At 43.6% G+C, this 18,047-nt stretch carries 16 protein-coding genes; 8 read left to right on the top strand and 8 right to left on the bottom strand.

All coding sequences use genetic code 11. From position 1 onward, the window contains the following. The first annotated feature begins 338 nt into the window (after positions 1–338). The 6 genes from tsaE (at position 339) to DWB79_RS00760 (ending at position 6,224) form a co-directional block, all read left to right on the top strand. Positions 339–794, top strand: coding sequence for a tRNA (adenosine(37)-N6)-threonylcarbamoyltransferase complex ATPase subunit type 1 TsaE (gene tsaE, locus DWB79_RS00785; RefSeq protein WP_016670481.1), 456 nt, complete (start codon positions 339–341; stop codon positions 792–794). Continuing rightward, positions 791–1,456 (top strand): tRNA (adenosine(37)-N6)-threonylcarbamoyltransferase complex dimerization subunit type 1 TsaB, encoded by a 666-nt coding sequence (gene tsaB / locus DWB79_RS00780; protein ID WP_016670480.1) that lies wholly within the window; start codon positions 791–793, stop codon positions 1,454–1,456. The genes tsaE and tsaB overlap by 4 nt, the downstream gene beginning before the upstream one ends. Positions 1,457–1,459: 3 nt before the next feature. Then, positions 1,460–2,545, top strand: coding sequence for an HD-GYP domain-containing protein (locus DWB79_RS00775; protein ID WP_016670479.1), 1,086 nt, complete (start codon positions 1,460–1,462; stop codon positions 2,543–2,545). Positions 2,546–2,954: 409 nt separating this feature from the next. Next, positions 2,955–4,217, top strand: a complete 1,263-nt coding sequence (locus DWB79_RS00770) for an ABC transporter substrate-binding protein (protein WP_016670478.1) — start codon at positions 2,955–2,957, stop codon at positions 4,215–4,217. A 235-nt stretch (positions 4,218–4,452) separates the two neighbouring features. Next, positions 4,453–5,370 carry a carbohydrate ABC transporter permease gene (locus tag DWB79_RS00765; RefSeq protein ID WP_016670477.1) on the top strand — a complete coding sequence of 306 codons (918 nt, stop codon included), beginning with the start codon at positions 4,453–4,455 and terminating at the stop codon, positions 5,368–5,370. 17 nt (positions 5,371–5,387) lie between these two features. Continuing rightward, on the top strand, positions 5,388–6,224 hold the full coding sequence (locus DWB79_RS00760; protein WP_016670476.1) for a carbohydrate ABC transporter permease: 837 nt from the start codon (positions 5,388–5,390) through the stop codon (positions 6,222–6,224). Positions 6,225–6,292: 68 nt separating this feature from the next. Here the strand turns inward: DWB79_RS00760 and csrA are convergent, their stop codons facing one another. From csrA to DWB79_RS00730, 6 genes are all read right to left on the bottom strand, one after another. Continuing rightward, positions 6,293–6,514, bottom strand: coding sequence for a carbon storage regulator CsrA (gene csrA / locus DWB79_RS00755; RefSeq protein ID WP_006188992.1), 222 nt, complete (start codon positions 6,512–6,514; stop codon positions 6,293–6,295). Next, the gene (fliW, locus tag DWB79_RS00750; RefSeq protein WP_016670475.1) at positions 6,508–6,954 is read right to left on the bottom strand and encodes a flagellar assembly protein FliW; all 447 of its coding nucleotides are present in this window, start codon (positions 6,952–6,954) and stop codon (positions 6,508–6,510) included. Before fliW ends, csrA begins: the two co-directional genes overlap by 7 nt. Before the next feature lie 27 nt (positions 6,955–6,981). Further along, the gene (locus DWB79_RS00745; RefSeq protein ID WP_016670474.1) at positions 6,982–8,226 is read right to left on the bottom strand and encodes a flagellar hook-associated protein 3; all 1,245 of its coding nucleotides are present in this window, start codon (positions 8,224–8,226) and stop codon (positions 6,982–6,984) included. A gap of 169 nt (positions 8,227–8,395) precedes the next feature. Beyond that, positions 8,396–10,273: a flagellar hook-associated protein FlgK gene (flgK, locus tag DWB79_RS00740; protein WP_016670473.1), complete on the bottom strand. Its 1,878-nt coding sequence runs from the start codon at positions 10,271–10,273 to the stop codon at positions 8,396–8,398. A 79-nt stretch (positions 10,274–10,352) separates the two neighbouring features. Further along, the gene (locus tag DWB79_RS00735; protein ID WP_016670472.1) at positions 10,353–10,847 is read right to left on the bottom strand and encodes a hypothetical protein; all 495 of its coding nucleotides are present in this window, start codon (positions 10,845–10,847) and stop codon (positions 10,353–10,355) included. A 727-nt stretch (positions 10,848–11,574) separates the two neighbouring features. Continuing rightward, positions 11,575–13,107, bottom strand: a complete 1,533-nt coding sequence (locus DWB79_RS00730; RefSeq protein WP_016670471.1) for a hypothetical protein — start codon at positions 13,105–13,107, stop codon at positions 11,575–11,577. Positions 13,108–13,397: 290 nt separating this feature from the next. Between DWB79_RS00730 and DWB79_RS00725 the strand changes: the two genes are divergently transcribed. Together DWB79_RS00725 and DWB79_RS00720 are read left to right on the top strand one after the other, a co-directional pair. Then, positions 13,398–14,177 (top strand): oxygen-binding di-iron domain-containing protein, encoded by a 780-nt coding sequence (locus tag DWB79_RS00725; RefSeq protein WP_016670470.1) that lies wholly within the window; start codon positions 13,398–13,400, stop codon positions 14,175–14,177. An 11-nt stretch (positions 14,178–14,188) separates the two neighbouring features. After that, positions 14,189–15,046: a methyl-accepting chemotaxis protein gene (locus DWB79_RS00720; protein ID WP_016670469.1), complete on the top strand. Its 858-nt coding sequence runs from the start codon at positions 14,189–14,191 to the stop codon at positions 15,044–15,046. 114 nt (positions 15,047–15,160) lie between these two features. Here the strand turns inward: DWB79_RS00720 and DWB79_RS00715 are convergent, their stop codons facing one another. Then, on the bottom strand, positions 15,161–17,260 hold the full coding sequence (locus DWB79_RS00715; protein WP_016670468.1) for a methyl-accepting chemotaxis protein: 2,100 nt from the start codon (positions 17,258–17,260) through the stop codon (positions 15,161–15,163). A gap of 69 nt (positions 17,261–17,329) precedes the next feature. Then, positions 17,330–18,040 (bottom strand): hypothetical protein, encoded by a 711-nt coding sequence (locus tag DWB79_RS00710; protein ID WP_016670467.1) that lies wholly within the window; start codon positions 18,038–18,040, stop codon positions 17,330–17,332. Positions 18,041–18,047: the final 7 nt, after the last annotated feature.

Here is an 18,047-nt window from a genome sequence, read left to right as displayed (position 1 = left end):
GTTCTTACTATTTCTGCAGAAAAAAGAGGCATGGAGGTTAAAATAAGCCGGTATCTTTTTGATATTTTCCAAAAGACATAGACTTGACAAAGGTTTATACCAGTGCTATGTTGATCGAAAAGGAGATGTTATTATGAAAAGTATATTTTTTTATAGGATACCCCCCCCCCCCCATTGGGTGTAAATTTATTGATAGTAAATTATCTGTTAGGAAAGCCTATTCGTCCTTTTACTTCTGTTGATGAACTATACAAACAGCAGATTTCGGAATAGTATGCTCATACTTGTAACTATTACGAAGGATCTTTTCTTTAACTAAGAAAAAAGTTAGGGCTGATATGGTATACAGAACAAAAACAGTAGAAGATACTATCAACTTTGGTCAGGCTTTAGGTCGCTTACTCAATGCAGGCGATATACTTGCTTTACAAGGGACACTCGCAGCAGGAAAAACGCAGCTGACAAAAGGCGTTGCGCGAGGGCTTGATATATCCGAAGCCGTTACCAGCCCCACTTTCACCATCATATCGGAATATTACGGACGTCTGCCGCTTTATCACATGGATGTATATCGACTCAGCTCACCGGAAGATTTTTTAGATCTCGGTGTTGAGGATATGTTGTATGGTCAGGGCGTGTGTATTATCGAATGGAGTGAAAAAATTATGTCGGAATTACCGGCACGTACCATTCTTATTCATATCAAGACAGAAGAAGATACAAGTAGAACTATTACTATCACAAACTGGCCGTATCAAACGGACAGCTTAACCGAATATGAGGTAGCACCATGAATGTACTTGCAATAGATACCCTCACTCCAACCCTTTCAGTTGCAGCTTATGGCTCTAACGGATTAGTTACCCAATCCTTCACCGGTAACGGTACCACTCATGCAGAACGGCTGCTCCCTCTTATTGATGCAACCGTATCAGCTGCGGGATTTACTGCTGCCGATACTGAAACAGTATTGGTGCCTGAAGGTCCCGGTTCTTTTACCGGTTTAAGGCTTGGATTTGCAGCGGCAAAAGCATTGCAGCTGAGCAGTAACAGCTGTTTTATTCCTATTCCTACGCTCCCATGCATAGCATCGCAGTATGAGGCGTGGAACGGAAATATCGCCGTAGTGATAGACGCAAAAAGAGAACGCTTTTACGCTCAACTTTTTAAAAATGGCTCAGCGGTAACGGAAGCTTTTGACAAAACAGCGGCTGATTTACTCCCGCACTTTTCGGAAAACGAAGAATGGCTGGTTACCGGCTATGGAACGGCGGCGTTTAGAGACACTGCTGCAATTTCACAAAGTAATATTCGCTTTCATTTTATTGAAGCGGATACCCTCTCTTTTGCATATTCGATGATTAAGTATATGCAAAAGCACGGTAATATACTGAAGAACGCGGCTGATTATGCAGGGCCTCAGTATATTCGGAAGAGCGATGCGGAGAAGGACTAAACTATGGAAAAAAGTATATTATTCGGGCAGAAGCCCCGAATTACAGGAGAGCTGACTTCGGAAGAACAACAGGCGTATTTTGACGAACTTGCTGAATTGACAAATGCGGGAAGCATTCCTACTATGATTCTTGACAGTAATTTAGTTATACGCTACATGACCAAGAGCGTGTATACATTACTTGCGGGTTATTACACATTGGAGAAAAAGCCTTTTTTCAATGTTTTCGGCAGAATTTTTACTCAAGCGGAGATAAAAGCCTTTTTTGAAAGTATACGGTCGCCGGAAAAAGGTTGGTCATGGATCGGTAATATGGTGCATAAATCGCACACATTAAAAACCCTGTATACGAGAGTGCGGTTTCATCCTATTTTTGATAGGGATAATCGTTATTTGATTGGATATTGGGTAATTATTGAAGATGTAACAGCGCAGCAGACCGGAATGTATAAAATGATGTTAAACGGCTTGCTGCAAGCGTCAATGCTGAAAGACAACGATACCGGAAACCATGCGCAACGGCTCAATTTTTATTGCCGAGAGTTTTCCGACTACCTGTTTGGACTTAACCAGTATCCGCAAATTACACCGGATTTTATCGAGAATATTTCCTTTTTAGCCGCTATTCACGATGTGGGCAAGATCGGTACACCGGATTATATTTTGCAAAAACAGAGCAAATTAACCGGCATTGAATGGGAAGTCATGAAAGAACATACTATTAACGGTGCGCTCATTGTGTCTTCTTATCCTATTGCAATGGCAAAAGAAATAACATTGAGCCATCATGAACGGTGGGACGGCTCTGGGTATCCCTTTAAGCTGGAAGGTGAGATGATACCGCTATCGGTAAGGATCGTCGCGATAGCTGACGTATATGATGCGCTCCGTATGAAACGCTCATATAAAAACGAACTTTCTCATGACGAAGCAGTGCAATATATTTTTGATAATGCAGGAAAGCATTTTGATCCGCTGTTGGTGACGCACTTCAAAAAGATTCACCACGCATTTGATAGAATATGGCACACCCTTAAAGATGATGAGATGGAACATTCCGGCACAGCCGCTTCTCAAACAGCGGTATAAGAAACACAAGGGTTAATACCCCGATGTTCTGCGTCGGGGTTGCTTATTTTAAAATAAAAAATGGGAAGACAAGGATTCGAATCCTAAACCCCGAGATTACAAATCACGTGCTCCGGTAACTTGAGCTCAGTTAGCAGAAATATGACACATATCATCTAGTTTTTTATAATCTATCAAGTGTAAGAAAAAAAATCGAATAGTTTTTCAATGATGAAATGCCGGTAATACACAAATTAACGTGCAATATAAGCCAAGTGTAAGAAATGTTAGCGGAATGATTTTCCTTGACAAATCGAAATTCACGGGTGATACTTATAATGAGTACGGATGAGGTGTACTATGGCTTTTGCGTTGCAAAGCCTTAAGCCGCTTTTCAGCGGACAACAAATATCTGGTTAAGGAGTGTTTTATGAAAAAACTCATGGCTGCGATGCTTGCCGGTGTTTTACTTGCGGCATTTTCTCCTGTTTTTGCGAACGGCGCAAATGAAGGAAGTGGAGAGAAGGTAACATTAACAATGGGCTCTTGGCGTACCGATGATGTTGCGCAGATCACTGCGTTGCTTAAAGAGTACAAAAAAGTAAAGCCGAACGTAACGATCGAGTTTAAACCGACTATCAATGTCGATTACAATGCGACGTTACGGCTTCAGCTTGAAAGCGGTACCGGTCCTGACCTAATGTATGCACGTTCGTACGCAACCGGTGCAAAACTGCTTATGGACGGCTATTTTGCCGATGTGTCGGATATTCCCGGGTTAAAATCGAATTTTACCGCAGGAAATCGTGCACCGTGGACAGCCGCCGATGGACGAAACTTTGCCGTTCCGTTTAATGCGATTGTGCAAGTTGTCTACTATAATAAAGATATCTTTAAAAAAGCCGGTGTTGCGGTTCCGCAAACGTGGGAAGACTTTTTAGCTGCCTGTGATAAATTGAAAAAAGCCGGCATTACGCCGATTGCAAACGGACTTGCCGATGAATGGGACATTAACGAATGTTTTATGATGGGCATTTTACCGGGCTTTGTCGGCGGAGCCGAAGGCCGTAGGGCGTATGAATCGGGAAAGGTACCGTTAAACGATGCCAAAATGGTGAGTGCGTTTCAGGCAATGGCCGATGTAGCGAAATATTGTCCCAACGGTTTTGCCGCTCTTACATACAACGATTCGATTGCATTGTTTGCTACCGGTCAGGCTGCTATGTGGGTAGACGGTTCATGGAATGCCGGCGCCTTTAAAGACGTTAATTTTGAATGGGGAACGTTTGTACCGCCTGCTCCCGCCGGTAAAAAAGCCGCCGTTTGTTTCCATCCCGACACGGGTATGGCGTATAATAAGGCAAGTAAGCATGTTCAGGAATGTAAAGACTTTTTAGCATGGCTTTGCACGGTACAGGGTGCGACTGTTTGTGCCGAATTTATGCCTACCGGCTTTTTCCCGATGATTAATGCTCCCATTAAACTTAAAGATGCACATGCGAACGAAATTCTTGCGCTTACGACAGGAAAGCTGCAGGATGCTCGTTTTGTATGGGAACGCTTTATGGACGGCGATCCCAGCGGTTATGTGCTGATGAATCAGGGCGTTATCGCTGTTATGAAGGGTGAGAAAACCGCCAAGCAAGCTGCTGATGCATTAGCCGCAGGCGTTGCAAAGTGGTATAAGCCTTAAGTTTTTGTATCCATTACAAACAGAGATGGAGCTGTCGAAACGGTAACCGACTGTTGAGGTATCAGGGCAACCGCATCAAAAATATTTTTAGCGGTTGCTTTCCTTCTGTGCGAAATTTTGCTTAAAATTTCGCACATTTTTCCGCGGGGTTGTTAAAAAAACGGCCTGATGTGTTTACGCTGGTTGAGACGTCTCCATCCCTGTTTATTCTGTTTTGCGCAACGGAGTTGTGAATATGAATATAAAAAAAAGTGACAGGTACGGATGGCTTATATATCTTTTGCCTGCTTTTATCGTGTACACTGTCTTTATGGCTTTCCCGCTGGCGGATTCAATCAGACTCAGTTTTTTTTCCGGTTCTTCGGCGTCCGGTAAAAATATCTTTGTCGGCTTAAATAATTATAAAGAGCTTTTTGGTGATGCCGACAATGCTCGCCGGTATTGGGGGGCGTTCGGGAATACATGGTATTTTTTCTTTATTCACATGCTGGTTCAAAATGTTTTAGGCCTGACGTTTTCGCTTATGCTCACAGCCAAGGGGATGAAGTGGACACGTTTTTATCAAACGATTATTTTTATTCCGGTTACACTTGCCATTTTGGTTACCGGTTATTTATGGAAACTGATACTGAATCCTCAATGGGGAGCGCTGCCGCTTATGTTAAAAAATCTCGGTTTGGAAACACTGATAAAACCGTGGCTCGGTGAGCAGCAATATGCACTGACGGCTCTTTCTTTGGTATCGTCATGGCAGTGGGTTGGTATTCCCACTATGATGATTTTGGCCGGCTTACAAACCATTCCGGACGATTTGCTGGAAGCTGCCGATATTGCAGGCTGTAACGGTTGGCAAAAAATTCGATATATAAAACTCCCGTTAATAAAACCGGTACTCGGTATGGTTGCAATCTTAACGTTTGTAAATAACTTCAATGCGTTCGACGTTGTTTTTGCGATGGAAAACGTAAACGGTGCGCCGCAATATGCAACCGACTTGATTGGTACGCTTTTTTATCGTGTAGGAATTGCAGGACAGCATCCGGTAGGTATTCCGCACCCCGGTATGGGAGCCGCAATTGCAACGGTAACGTTTATTATGCTGATGCTCGGCGTCGGTATAATGCTGCGCTTAACACAAGGCGACAAGGATTAAAGTAAAGGGGAAATACAATGAAAGCGTCTCTTTCTCGTGATAGAATGCATATTGGTTCTCACATTGTGCTTATTTTTTGGACATTTTTAGTGCTTTTCCCTTTGTGGACAATGGTTGTCAATTCGTTTAAGTTTAAATTTGATATTTACACCGACCCGTTTGGGTTACCTAAAAAATGGAATTTTGAAAGTTATGTGTCGGTTATAACAGACGGTGACTTCTTTTTATATTTTCGCAACAGCTTATTTGTAACAATCGGTTCGATCTTTCTTGTTTTATTATTCGGCGCTATGGCGTCTTATGCATTGGTAAACTGGAAACATAAGGCATCTCGTTTTTTATATCTCTTTTTTATCGCGGGTATGATGCTTCCGATTAAAATCGGCAGTATCCGCCTTTTGCAGCTTATTAAAGGGTTGGGACTTTTGAATACTTTATGGGGGCTATTCCCCGTATATACGGCGATGGGTTTACCGATAGCCGTATTTGTCTTAACTGAATTTATCCGTCAAATTCCAACCGAACTGACTGAGGCTGCCGTTATTGACGGAGCTACACGTAAAAAGGTTTTTACCATTATTATCCTGCCGCTTTTGCGTCCCGCGCTTGCAACCGTTGCCATCTATAATCTTATTCCATTTTGGAATGACTTGTGGTTCCCGCTTATCTTTATCAACAATGATGCACACAAAACATTGTTGCTCGGCGTAACGCGCTTGTTTGGACAATACATGACCGATTGGTCTCGGATTTTAGCGGTACTCACCTTGTCTGCTGTACCCGTTTTGGTTCTCTATCTTACGATGTCTAAAAACTTTATTAGAGGATTGACCGCAGGGGCTGTAAAAGGATAAACAACACACTGCGGACACTTTTGGGGAAGCAGAGCTTAAACTGCCTGTACGGTTAAGCTCTTTGCTTTTTACTTTAATCCCAGTTGAGCAAGCGAATCGATATTGCCGGTCGCGAGCGCCGCTTTATTTTCACGCTGAATTTCGTCGTAAATTTCTTCGCGGAATACTTTGACCGAGCGGGGGGCTTCAACGCCGATTTTTACCTGATCGCCCCGTACTTCAATAACGGTAATTTCAATAGAATCGCCGACGCGGATTTTTTGGTTTGTCTTTCGGGAAAGGATTAGCATGGTTCACCTCCGCGTTTCATTTCAGCGACGATATCATGCTTAGTCTTCCATTTTTCTCCGCCGATAACCAGCTGCATTGCCTTTTTATTCTTTTTATTGATGATAAGCGGTCCTTGCAAATTTGCTGTAATTGCCGACCCATCTGATGGAATAGTAACCAATGCGAACACCAGTACGTCTGACGGAGATTCAATGCCGAGCGGCTCAAGCAAACTGTCATCGATGTCCAGTTCATAGTCCGGTCGGAAGATAAAGGGATCGATGGCGATAAACGCAAGCTCTGCATCGTCAAGCGACTGAATCCATATAAACGGCTTTTGCTTTGCATCGAGCAGGGCAAAGCGGTGATATTTTTTAAATCCGTAAAAACCTTCAGACAGGGTGATGATTTGATCTTCTTCAATCTGAACCGTACCCAGCGCCTTCGTTTTTATTTCCATACTAAAACTCCCTTTCTTTTGTCATCGTTATCTTAAATAATTGAGCAGCGTGTTTTTATATAAATTGCCGACCGTGCTTAACGATGCTTGATGAGTATACTCATACATTTTAAGATCGGAAATAGCTTGTGTCAAATCCAAATCGGCTTCGCGGGATTCCGCTCCCGTTACGTTCGGTATCTGCATATTCAAACGGGCGAGCGCCGCTTCTGCACGTTCATAGCGGGAACCGTTTTCCGCAAGCCGCGCTGCGAGGTTGTCGATAGCCCCGTCCACACTGCCGAGCACTTTACCGCCGAGCGATTCATGGTCGCCTGCATACATCGCGTTGCGCATCGCGATGACCGCATCAAAAAGCGAACCTCCCGATACGCGCACCGAATCGGCAAGATTGTACGGCGGCCGCTGCTGAGGTTTCACAATGCCGAGCGAGGCGAGCACGTTTCCCTCGCCTGCATCGCGCAGCCAGAGTTGCCGTGCATCGGTGGTTTCGATATTCATACCGTTGGTAACAGGGTCGAGCGAAGCCTTAACCGCTGCGCCTGAACTGTTGATCTTAGACATAATCGCATAGACGTTATCGCCCGCGATGAGCGGGATAGTAACGCCGTCCACCTCGATGGCGCTGTCCTGCTGCACGATGAAGTTCCGTGCATCGGTTGCAGAAAAGAGCGTTTGCCGTTCCGCCCAAAAGATACGGTTCCCCGCCTGATTTGCCTCCATAAACGAAAGCTCATCGCTTTCCACCTGTTTGGTGTCGATGGAACCGTTGTACCGTACATTGGTGATAACGGCGGAACCGGCGCCGTCGATATCGCCCATCACAATCTCAAAAGGTTCGGTAAAACTTTTAGTACCGGCAAAGAGACGGGTGCCGTCCGCGCTAAAACTATTCGCCGTTTGAACAAGCTCGTATAACAGTTCGTCTACTTCGGGCGCCATCTTTTTAAGATCCGAAGCAGTATAAGTGCCGGTTGCACCCGCTACGGAAAGTTCGCGGAGCCGCTGCATAATGTTGAGTGCGCTTTGCATCGGCTCCTCTGCAACCTTATATTGGTCGTTGAGCGTCTTGGCATTTTTTTCAAAGCGGTCAAGCCGTGCCAGAAGCGATTTATAGCGTACCGAGTGTCCTGCAGCGATAGGGTCATCGCGGAGCTGCTGAATGCGCCGCTGAGTACTGAGCTGACTGTTTACCTTGTGCAGCCTACTTTCTTGCCTCCGCACCGAATAGCTGCTGTCCGAATGCTGCATATTTGAACTAATCCGTTGCATACTTACTCCTTTTTCCCGGTAAATATATCAGGGGTAGTGTGATATAGCCCGCAGAATAAAAGCGGCCGTCCAACCAGAGTTGAATCGCTTCGCGATTCAAATGGTTTTCCTGCCGCTTTTATTCTGCGGCTTCGATTAGTCACCGCCCCCTGATATATTTACCCATGGCCTAGACGCCAAGCCTGTTAATCACGGTGTCGAGCATCTCGTTGACGGTAGCGACAAAACGAGCAGTCGCATTGTAGCCGTGCTGGAATTTAATAATATCCGCCAATTCTTCGTCGATGTTGACACCGGAAATCGAATCGCGCATATCGCGAAGTTCCTTGCCGATAGCGGTTTGCGTATTCAACGCAAGCTCGGACTGTTCGCCTTTTAAGCCCATATCGGTAACAGCCTCGGCGAAGAATTCGTCGAAGGTGCGGGTGTTGCCGACCATAACCGGCGTATTCCGTATCTTTGCGATAGCGACGGCGGCGCGGTTGTCTCCGGGGTAGGGGATGCCTTCAGGACTGGGGTAACCGGCGGCGATATTCTGTAAATCGCTTACGACAACCGGATTGATTTCCATCCAGCCGGATGGGTGCGCAATAGGGGAAACCGCATACTGTGCGCCTTCCTGCGACAGTACGTTCACCGCATCGGGCTGCTGCCAGTCGTAGGCGTTTTCCGCACCGCTTCCGGTAAGAATGCCGGAGTATCCCGCTAAAAAGCGCCCCGAATCTTCGACGTGTCTGATGACAAAGTCGGGATTTTCGGTATCCTGCGCCGCCGTTCCCTTGAGCACGAGCTTATTGTTTTGGTCGAGATACGCGACAACTTCTGCGCCGGAACGGTTGATGCGGTCTACAAGGTCGGCGACCATATCGGTGGAAGCATAGGGTACTTGAACCGTTCCCGTTCCTGCAGAAAGAGTGATCGTCCCTTCCAATCCGATTTGTTCGCGCGGATCAAGGCTATATGCGCCGGTCAAACGGAAGATATATGAAGAATCGTATTCGCCGTCACCGTTCCGGTCGAAATTACCGACCGTATTGTTGATAAAATATTGTTCTTTGAAAAAATCGATACCGGTTTTTCCGTTTAAGCCCATCGCATTGCGGTGAATGTCGTTAACAAGGTCAACAAAGTTCATCGCCATTGTATCGAGTTTATTGATTTCGTCGCGGACATCTCCGTCACGCAATTCGATAAGGGCAGCCAGCCTGCCGCCGCCAAAGTGCGCAAGATTGCCGGAATCTTCCCATACGACATTGGCATACCCTTCGTTTGCGGTACCGCTTTTAAGTCCGAAAGTACGGAACGTTCGCCCCTGTACCAACTCCATACCGTCCGAATAAATGATATAGGATTCGTCGGCATCTACCTTCTCTACAGAGATGGAGATAAGGTCGGCAAGTTTTTCGGTTAAGACATCGCGCTTATCCATCAAGTCGTTGGGATTATCGCCCATCGCTTTGACTTTTACGATTTCTTCATTGAGCGCCGCAATCTGCCGTGTAAAGGAGTTTACCTGTTTAACCCGCGCTTCAATGTCGCCGTTGATCATATCGCGGATGCCCTGCAATCCCCGATATTGGTGGTGCACGGCATCGGTCAGCGTTTTTGCACGGGTAGCAACCGCACTGCGCGCCGCCGTCGATTCGGGATAGACTGAAAGCTCCTGCCATGAATCCCAAAACTGATCGAGCCGTGTCCGAACGGAAGTATCCTCCGGTTCGTTATACAGCTGTTCCAGCATATAGATGTAGGAATCGCGTGTTTCCCAGTATCCCTGCTTATCGGTTTGGGCGACAATCCGCTGATCCAACAGCTCGTCGCGCAGGCGGGTAATGGAGCTGACAGCAACACCCTGTCCGATTTGTCCGGGAGTTTCCGCCCGTGAAAGATCTGGACGGTACAGCGGCTCGTAAGAATCGAGCTGAACACGCTGACGGGTGTATCCTTCCGTGGATGAGTTCGATATGTTATGACCGGCAGTTTGAATAGACTGCTGGTGTGCAAATAAACTGCGTTTTCCTAATTCAATCGAAGCAAATGTAGACATTTTTATCACCTTCCTCCTTGAATATATGTGAGGCGCCGATGATGTTTTATTTGCATCAAGCGACGCCGCTTTTCAACATTTAAAATACCGTATCGATAACCAAACTGCTGTAATTCGATTGACTCGGCGCACCGGTGCGGGTATAAAATGCTGTTCTTGTGCCGATTTCTGCGGCATCCATCATATCCTGTACCAACGTCTGTACGTGCGTAACGTAGGCATCAAGCGTATCGTTTGCAGTTTTTGCAAGCTGTGCTTGCTGTTGCAGACTGCGATATAAATAACCGAGTTTTTTTTGATTTTCTGCAGGCAGCAATGCAATATAGCCGTAAAAATCACGTACCTCTTCGTTATACGGATCAAGCTGATTGAGAAGCAAAAAACACTGCTTATCGAGCCGTAAAAACTCATTGGAAGCCTCCGTACTTTTCAACACGCAGCGTTCAATCCCTTCCCATGAACGGCTCCGCACAGAATCGGAAAGCTCTTTTTGATATGCATATACTTCTTTCATCACGGTAATTTGCTGTTGCAAGATCTGTTCGATTTTCTCTGCAGCCGATATTTTGTCCATCTAATACCCCTTCTGCTACAGTGTCGGAATTTAGCGGGAAACCTTGAGGAAGATCGGCAAACGCATCAGATTTCTTGGTGCATTGCCCGCAGAATAATTGAGGTCGTTCAACCTCTCCTTTTGAAAATATGCCTACTGTCTACGGCGTTGCTGCGCAAAAATAAATGCTCAACGTACAGCAAGTACGTCTCCGCTTTATTTTTGTTTGCGCCTTGTATCCAGTACCACTATTTTCAAAAGGCTAACGGAAAGGTCATTGCCAAAGCTACAACTTCTATTTTGCGGAATTTAATATATCTGTCTGATGCGTTTCACTCTTTTAAAATAAGCTGCGTGAAATTTTGGATAAAATTTCACGCAGAAGGAAACGCATCAGACGTTTTTATACCCCCACAGAATAATTGAGGTTGTTCAACCTCTCCTTTTGAAAATATGCCTACTGTCTGCGGCGTTGCTGCGCAAAAATAAATGCTCAACGTACAGCAAGTACGTCTCCGCTTTATTTTTGTTTGCGCCTTGTATCCAGTACCACTATTTTCAAAAGGCTAACGGAAAGGTCATTGCCAAAGCTACAACTTCTATTTTGCGGAATTTAATTTATTCATCTGATGCGTTTTCCCTTCTTTTATAGAAGAAAAAAAATGCACGAAATTTTGAGGAAAATTTCGTGCATGCGGTATGAAGTGTGTTTTGTTTTATAGGGAACCTCTAAAAAACTAGAGATTTCCTATAAATTGAGGAGGGTTGAAAGCGCGCTAAGGTTCGCCGTGATTTCGTCTTTAATAGCTTGCCACTCATTAACCTTTGTTTCAAGCACTTTAACCGTCTCTTTAGGCATCACAATATCCTCAAGGATGTTTTTGCTGAATATAACCGATGTATCGGTTCCGAGCTTAAGAGTATACTTTTCTTTTTCGGCTTCCTCCATCTCAATGTTGATGGTATCGATGTTATATGTAATCATATCCGGTGCTTTTACAACACTCCCTGATGCCTGCATTGAGGTTGCGATGCTTTCGTTCATGTTGTCATTACGCGAGGAAGTTATATCCATATCCATACCGATTTTAAAGTTGTCGCTCTGTTTTGCGGTATCGGCATAAAAGGTACCATGCATATCGAAGACCGGAAGCAGCGGGGTATCGGGGGTATCCGTAAAAGATACGGAGACGGAACAATCGATATCGGCTGTTGTGTCGGTTACAGATCCCTTAGAAGCAAACACACAGGATACTATACCCGCTTTCGAGTCTTTATCTGCGGTATTAGACTCGGTAATATCGAGCGTGTATGTCATGCCGTCTATCGGGTTTTCATAATTTTTGATATCACAGCTGAATGTTACTATCTCTTTTCCACTGACGGCAACCGTATACCGAGCTTTTGCGACAAGGTTATTCTTAACGGTCAATTCTTCCGTAAAGGTACAGTCTTTTATGTTATCTTTTATTTCCGTATTAAATTTTTCTTCAATTTCTTTAAATTCTTTTTCTAAGAGTTTTTTATAAAAATTCCAGAGGAATTTTAAACGGTTATCGTTTTTTACCGCATCTACCAAAGCAGGGATAAATTTAACGACATCATCATTATTGAATACGATGGAATATATATCGCCGTTCTGCGTGATAACTGCGTTCTTATAGAGAATATGCTGAGCTTTATCATAGCGCTTTTGCGAGGCCTTATTCGGACGGATTGAGCTTAATGTCCTCAGTGTATTGTAGGTTAAATCGATATTGAGATTTGCCGGAAATTCATTAGGTGCGGCAAGTGCAAGGGCTTTTCCAAAATCCTGTGCGGGAATGGAAAAGGTTTTATTGAATATCGAAGGACTTGCCGCTTCAATATTTTTTTGCCCGATAACAATATTTATCAGGTCGGTTTTTTCTTCGTTTTTTAAAATATTGTTCAATGTATAAGAATACTTAAATGCCTTAGCTTTTTTATCGTTGACCCAAAGTCCTGTTATACCGATTTTATTTGCGATCATCGTATTGGCAATCGTTGTTGTTTGTGATATATCTTGCGATTTAGGCCCTTGCAGATCATAGTCGGTAAGGAAAAATTTTGCTTTTGCAGAGCCGTTATCAAAAATATCACTGCGCAGCATAAAATTATTTTCAAATTTTTCGAATGCACTGATAAGCTTTTCGGTCGATGCCTTTTTAATGCTTATGATATTCTTTGTATCTTTATTACCGCATGATACCGTAAAAATAAGCATCATAAGGGTAAAGCCACATAATTTGACGTATCTCATATTATATACTCCTTTGCAGAAACGGGCTTCTTTGCTCGAAAGCCAGCCGTACTATATACTTTTTTGTGATATTTGTCAGCATCTTTTAAAGGTCGTAGGGCAAGAGCATTACGTGCTTACATTGCTATCTCGGCAAAATAAAAGGTACAGGCTGGTTCCGTCAGTTTTGAAAATAAGTTGCCTGTTAGGTTTTTAGAAACTAGGAATCATCCGCTTGTCTATAAGTGAATTTCTCGTTATACTGGCACTATATTTTGATACCTTTTTTGATGTGAGGTAATAGAAAAATAATGACAGCTGATGCAAATGTACGTGTACAAGGAAAGATTCTCTATGAGGATGAGAATCATAAGTTTATCTGGCTGGGCGGCGAAACAAAATATCGAAAGGGCGCCGTACAGACGATGCAGTATCTAATCATCGATAACGGTCGCGGTATTTTACTTGATCCGGGGGGCGTTCACCTTTTTTCGCAGGTAGTAACTGCCGTCAGTAGGTTCATATCAGTAGATAAAATCGACATCATCTTTTTCTCTCATCAAGATCCTGATGTATCTTCCGGTATTGCCCTGTGGCTTGGTATTACACAGGCACAGATTTATATTTCTTCCCTTTGGATACGATTTATGCCTCACTTCGGCATTGTTGACGTTTCGCGTATGACCGGCATCCCTGATAAAGGAATGGATATCTCTTTGACTTCCGGCAATAAACTGCGCTGTGTTCCTTCCCACTTTATGCATTCGCCGGGTCAGTTTTCGCTCTTCGACGAACGTTCTCGTATTTTGTTTAGCGGTGATATTGGCGCCGCCGTATTTGAAAAAGAGGAAGATGAAACACTCTTTATCGACGATTTTCAAAAACATATCCCGTTGATCGAACCCTTTCATGTTAGATATATGGCAGCCAATAAGATTGTTAAGCGGTGGGTTGAAGTAGTGCGGTTATTGAACCCTTCCATTATTGCGCCGCAACACGGGGCTATTTATACCGATGATAAGGTAGAGCTTTTTTTGAATTGGCTTTCTCATTTGCAATGCGGCATAGATTATCTTGACCGATTATTTTAGGAAATGACTATATGGTAGAAGAACAAGAAGCGCTTCAAAATTTTACCGATTTAGTAGATAAAATTGTCATTAAATACAATAAAGGTATTGTTTTAGATTTTGTAACGCAGCATTCATTTCAAATTATCAAAAGCTCGATGGAGCAGCTGGAAGAACGGTTTGAAACTATCCTTTCGGTCTTTGAAGAAATTCAAAAAGAGAGTAGTTCTTCTGCTGGGAATGCTGTTCGTGTTGATAATCTGCTGGATGCGGCGCTCGGCAGCAGAAAAACGCTGCAAAAAGAAATCCATAAACGGCTTGATGAAATCGATGAAGCGGCAACCACGGCACGAACTACGGCTACCTCATTTGAAACGCTCAAGGAACACACCGGCGAAGTTAAAGCAATGGTCTCCGATATTCAAAATATTTCGATAAAAACCGGTATTTTGGCTATTAATGCTTCAATTGAAGCCGCGCATGCAGGTAAGGCCGGGGATGGGTTTAGAATTATCGCAAATGAGGTACGGAATCTTTCTACCCAAACCGGTACCTTTGCTAAAATGATTGAGGCAAAAATGGCTGAATTGCAGTCATCGGTAACGAGCATTAGTGAAAATATGTCTCTTTTTATTTCGCTCTTTTCAAAGTTTCAAAAATCATTTACCGGTATTCTCGCTACTTACGATAAAAATTCGGAAACCTTGGATGCAGCCGGTCTTTCGTTGGCAGAAATATCCTCTTCGATTAAAGAGCAGGATACTACCATCCACGGAGGTTTTAGCTCACTTAAAGAGATCGAAAATTTCTTAAAAGAAACAAGCGCCGTATTGGAAGTAGTGCAAACCAGCCATCGGCATTTGGGTACTTTATTGCAGAAAAAAGAATAGAGGAAACGTTGGTGCCGTTCTCAACCTCTGCCGTCCTCGCTTAAAAATGAATATCTCTGTCCATTCTTAGGCGTGCTGAAACGTATTATCTTTTTATCGGAAAAAAAATATCCCCTAATTAACCTTAAATTTTCCTACTTCGTTTGCGAGTTTTTCGATACTTTGCCGGTTTTTCTGTGTCATTGCGTTAACTTCTTGTACCGCATTATTGATCTGTATGGCGCCCGAAGCCATTTCGTTCATACTGTCGGTGATAATGCGTGTCAATTCGTCGAGTGTATGCATTTCGTGTGCAGCACCTTCTCCGCCTTTCAGCATTTCTTCTGAGCCGGCTTGCACTTCGGTTGTTACGGTATTGATATTTTTAATAGCCGATAAAATCTCTTTGCTGCCGTGTTCCTGCTCTCTCATTGCTGCGGTTAACAGATCGCTCATCGATTTTACTTGTTCCGCCAATTCAAAAATCAAGTTGAACTTTCCTTCTACGATTTTAGACGAGGCGGACAGCGTTTCAATTTCCGCAGTTAAAGATTTAAGCGTTACCGTAATTGTTTTACCCTGTATTGCAGAGTCTTCCGAAAGCTTACGGATTTCGTCAGCGACAACGGCAAAGCCTTTGCCTGCTTCCCCTGCATGAGCCGCCTCGATAGCTGCGTTCATTGCAAGCAGGTTAGTTTGCGATGCAATATGCTGAATAACATTGGATGCTTCCATTAACGAACCGGATTCTTCGGCGATCTTCTGTGTTACGGTATTAGAAGTTACCAAGGCTGCCTTTCCATCTCCCGTAGCGGAAACAAAGTTTTTAATAATTTGATCGGTTTTTCCGAGCGTTTGACCGATCGAAGCAATATTTGCAACCATCTGTTCTATTGAAGACGAAGATTGTGCAACGCTGCTTGCTTGCGTTTCAATGCTGCCGTTTAATTGCTTGATTGTTCTGATAATCTCTTCAACAGTTGCTGCCGTTTCGGTAATACTTGCCGCTTGATTAATCATCTTCTCTTTTACCGTTTCCGTCGTTGCTGTAATTTGCCGTATTGCACTTGCTGTTTCAAGCATATTCTCTGCAAGACTGGTACCGGTTACTTCCATATCGGCTGTATTTGCTTCTATGGAACGGATAGCTCCAGCTATCTTACCGATTGTTTCGTTAAAGTATCGCGCTATATCGGTAAGTTCGTCTTTTCCCTTTACAGGTAGTGAAACCGTTAAGTCTCCCGTTCCCTGTGCTATTTCTTTCAGCGCATCGGCTGTCTTTTGCAGCGATCGTGAAAGTCCAAGTGAGACACCATAGATAATACAAACCACCAAAATTACCAATATCGTATCGATAATAATGATAAGTCTAATGGCACCCATGTATTTTTGGCGGTAGTCCGTTACAATAAGTGTCCATCCTGTTGTAGGGATTTTTGCGTATGCAGCATCTTTTATCGCGCCTTGATATTCATAAGAACCGGCTCCGGAAGTTGTCGATTGAACGGCTTTATGTTCAAAACGACCGACACTTTCAAGACTTTTATCAGATTGAGATTTTACGTATGAATTTTCTTGCGAATAAATAAGCTCCACCTGATGGTCGGCAATAGTAACACCGTCTTTATCAAGGATATAGACTTCACCGGTTTCTCCGATTTTTATATCTTGTATTGTTTCATATATTTTTAAACCGTCGTATACGGTTGCGATGGTGCCTATGATTGTTTTGTGTTTTCCGTAGATGGGCGCTGCTACCGTACAGACCAGTGAGCCGTTTTTATGTGCAGAAGGATAGGGAGTGCTTAAAAAAAATTCACCCACAACACTCTTTTGAAACCATTCGAGGTTTTTAACATTTGTCGTTGTGTCATCATCGGTTCTATAAGCATTTCCTTGGGTATCGGTTACGAGCATACGCAAGCATCCGTCTTTTTTGGCTATTTCCGCTTCTTTTTGTAAAAATTTTACTTTTTCAGACAGGTGAATATCCGGATTTGAAACTACGGAACCCCGTGCTAATGTTTCCATTTGTGTTCTAAATTTTTCAATATATGTTTGCTCAAATATCGTCGCTTGGTTTTCTGCAAATACTATTAGATGCGATGCAGCTTGTTTTTCAAGCGTAAGGCGGGAACTGCGGATAGAAATGACATTAATGATTGTCATTGAAACAGCAAAGAGTAAGCCAAAGCTTACTGACAAACGTGCTTTGAGCGGAAATCTTTTGAGCATAATTACCCCTTCTACTTCAATGTTATACTTTATATATCGTTAAAATAGAGCCGCTCATTGAGTGTTTCACTAATTTTTCTCTATTAAAATATATCCGATGTCTTCCAATGGACTGTGGAGCGTACTAAATGTTGATGTGTATCCGTAGCTGACGGCATAAAAACGCACGTACCAGTATGCTTCCGTTCCGCTCGAGCTGGCCGCCTGCACGTCGTCATCGCCTATGGCGATATTGTCTTTATTAAAGATTTTGTTATTATTCTGAATCCTGCCGTCTCTTCGCGGAATCCCTCGTGAAACCCCATTTATGGTAAGCTGTGCCGGATCGATAGCAGGTGAACCGTAGTCCTGTAAGCGGAAGCGGACAGTAACATCTGCAGAATGTGTGCCAATCAACGGGCGCGTTAATATCTGATTCGTCTCTAAGCGATAGTATTTTTTGGTTTCTTCCAAATACTTTGCTGCTGCGAACGGGTGTTTAGCATTATAGTCGTCGATTATACTCTTATCATTTTTACAGTCATTCTCCCGTTCATAGATGCGGTAGTAAATTTCAGTTCCTTTAATATAGCCTGCTGCTTGTGTTGCATTTGCAGTGTCTGCGGTATTGAATTCACAGTACCGCTGACTTAAATCTTCAAGATTACTGGGATCATGCCCTGAACGTTCCGGCTTTTCAAGATAGATAAAGCTTTGAATGCCGCAAGCGGTAAGGAGTATAGTACTGAGAAAGCAGAAACAGAAGATATATTTCCTATAGCGAATCTGAAACAGCTGCATAGACCCT

This window comes from Treponema medium (genome assembly GCF_017161265.1).
Lineage (GTDB): Bacteria > Spirochaetota > Spirochaetia > Treponematales > Treponemataceae > Treponema > Treponema medium.
Note: the sequence above shows the minus strand (reverse complement) of the source record. Positions and strands in the feature narration are given on the sequence as shown.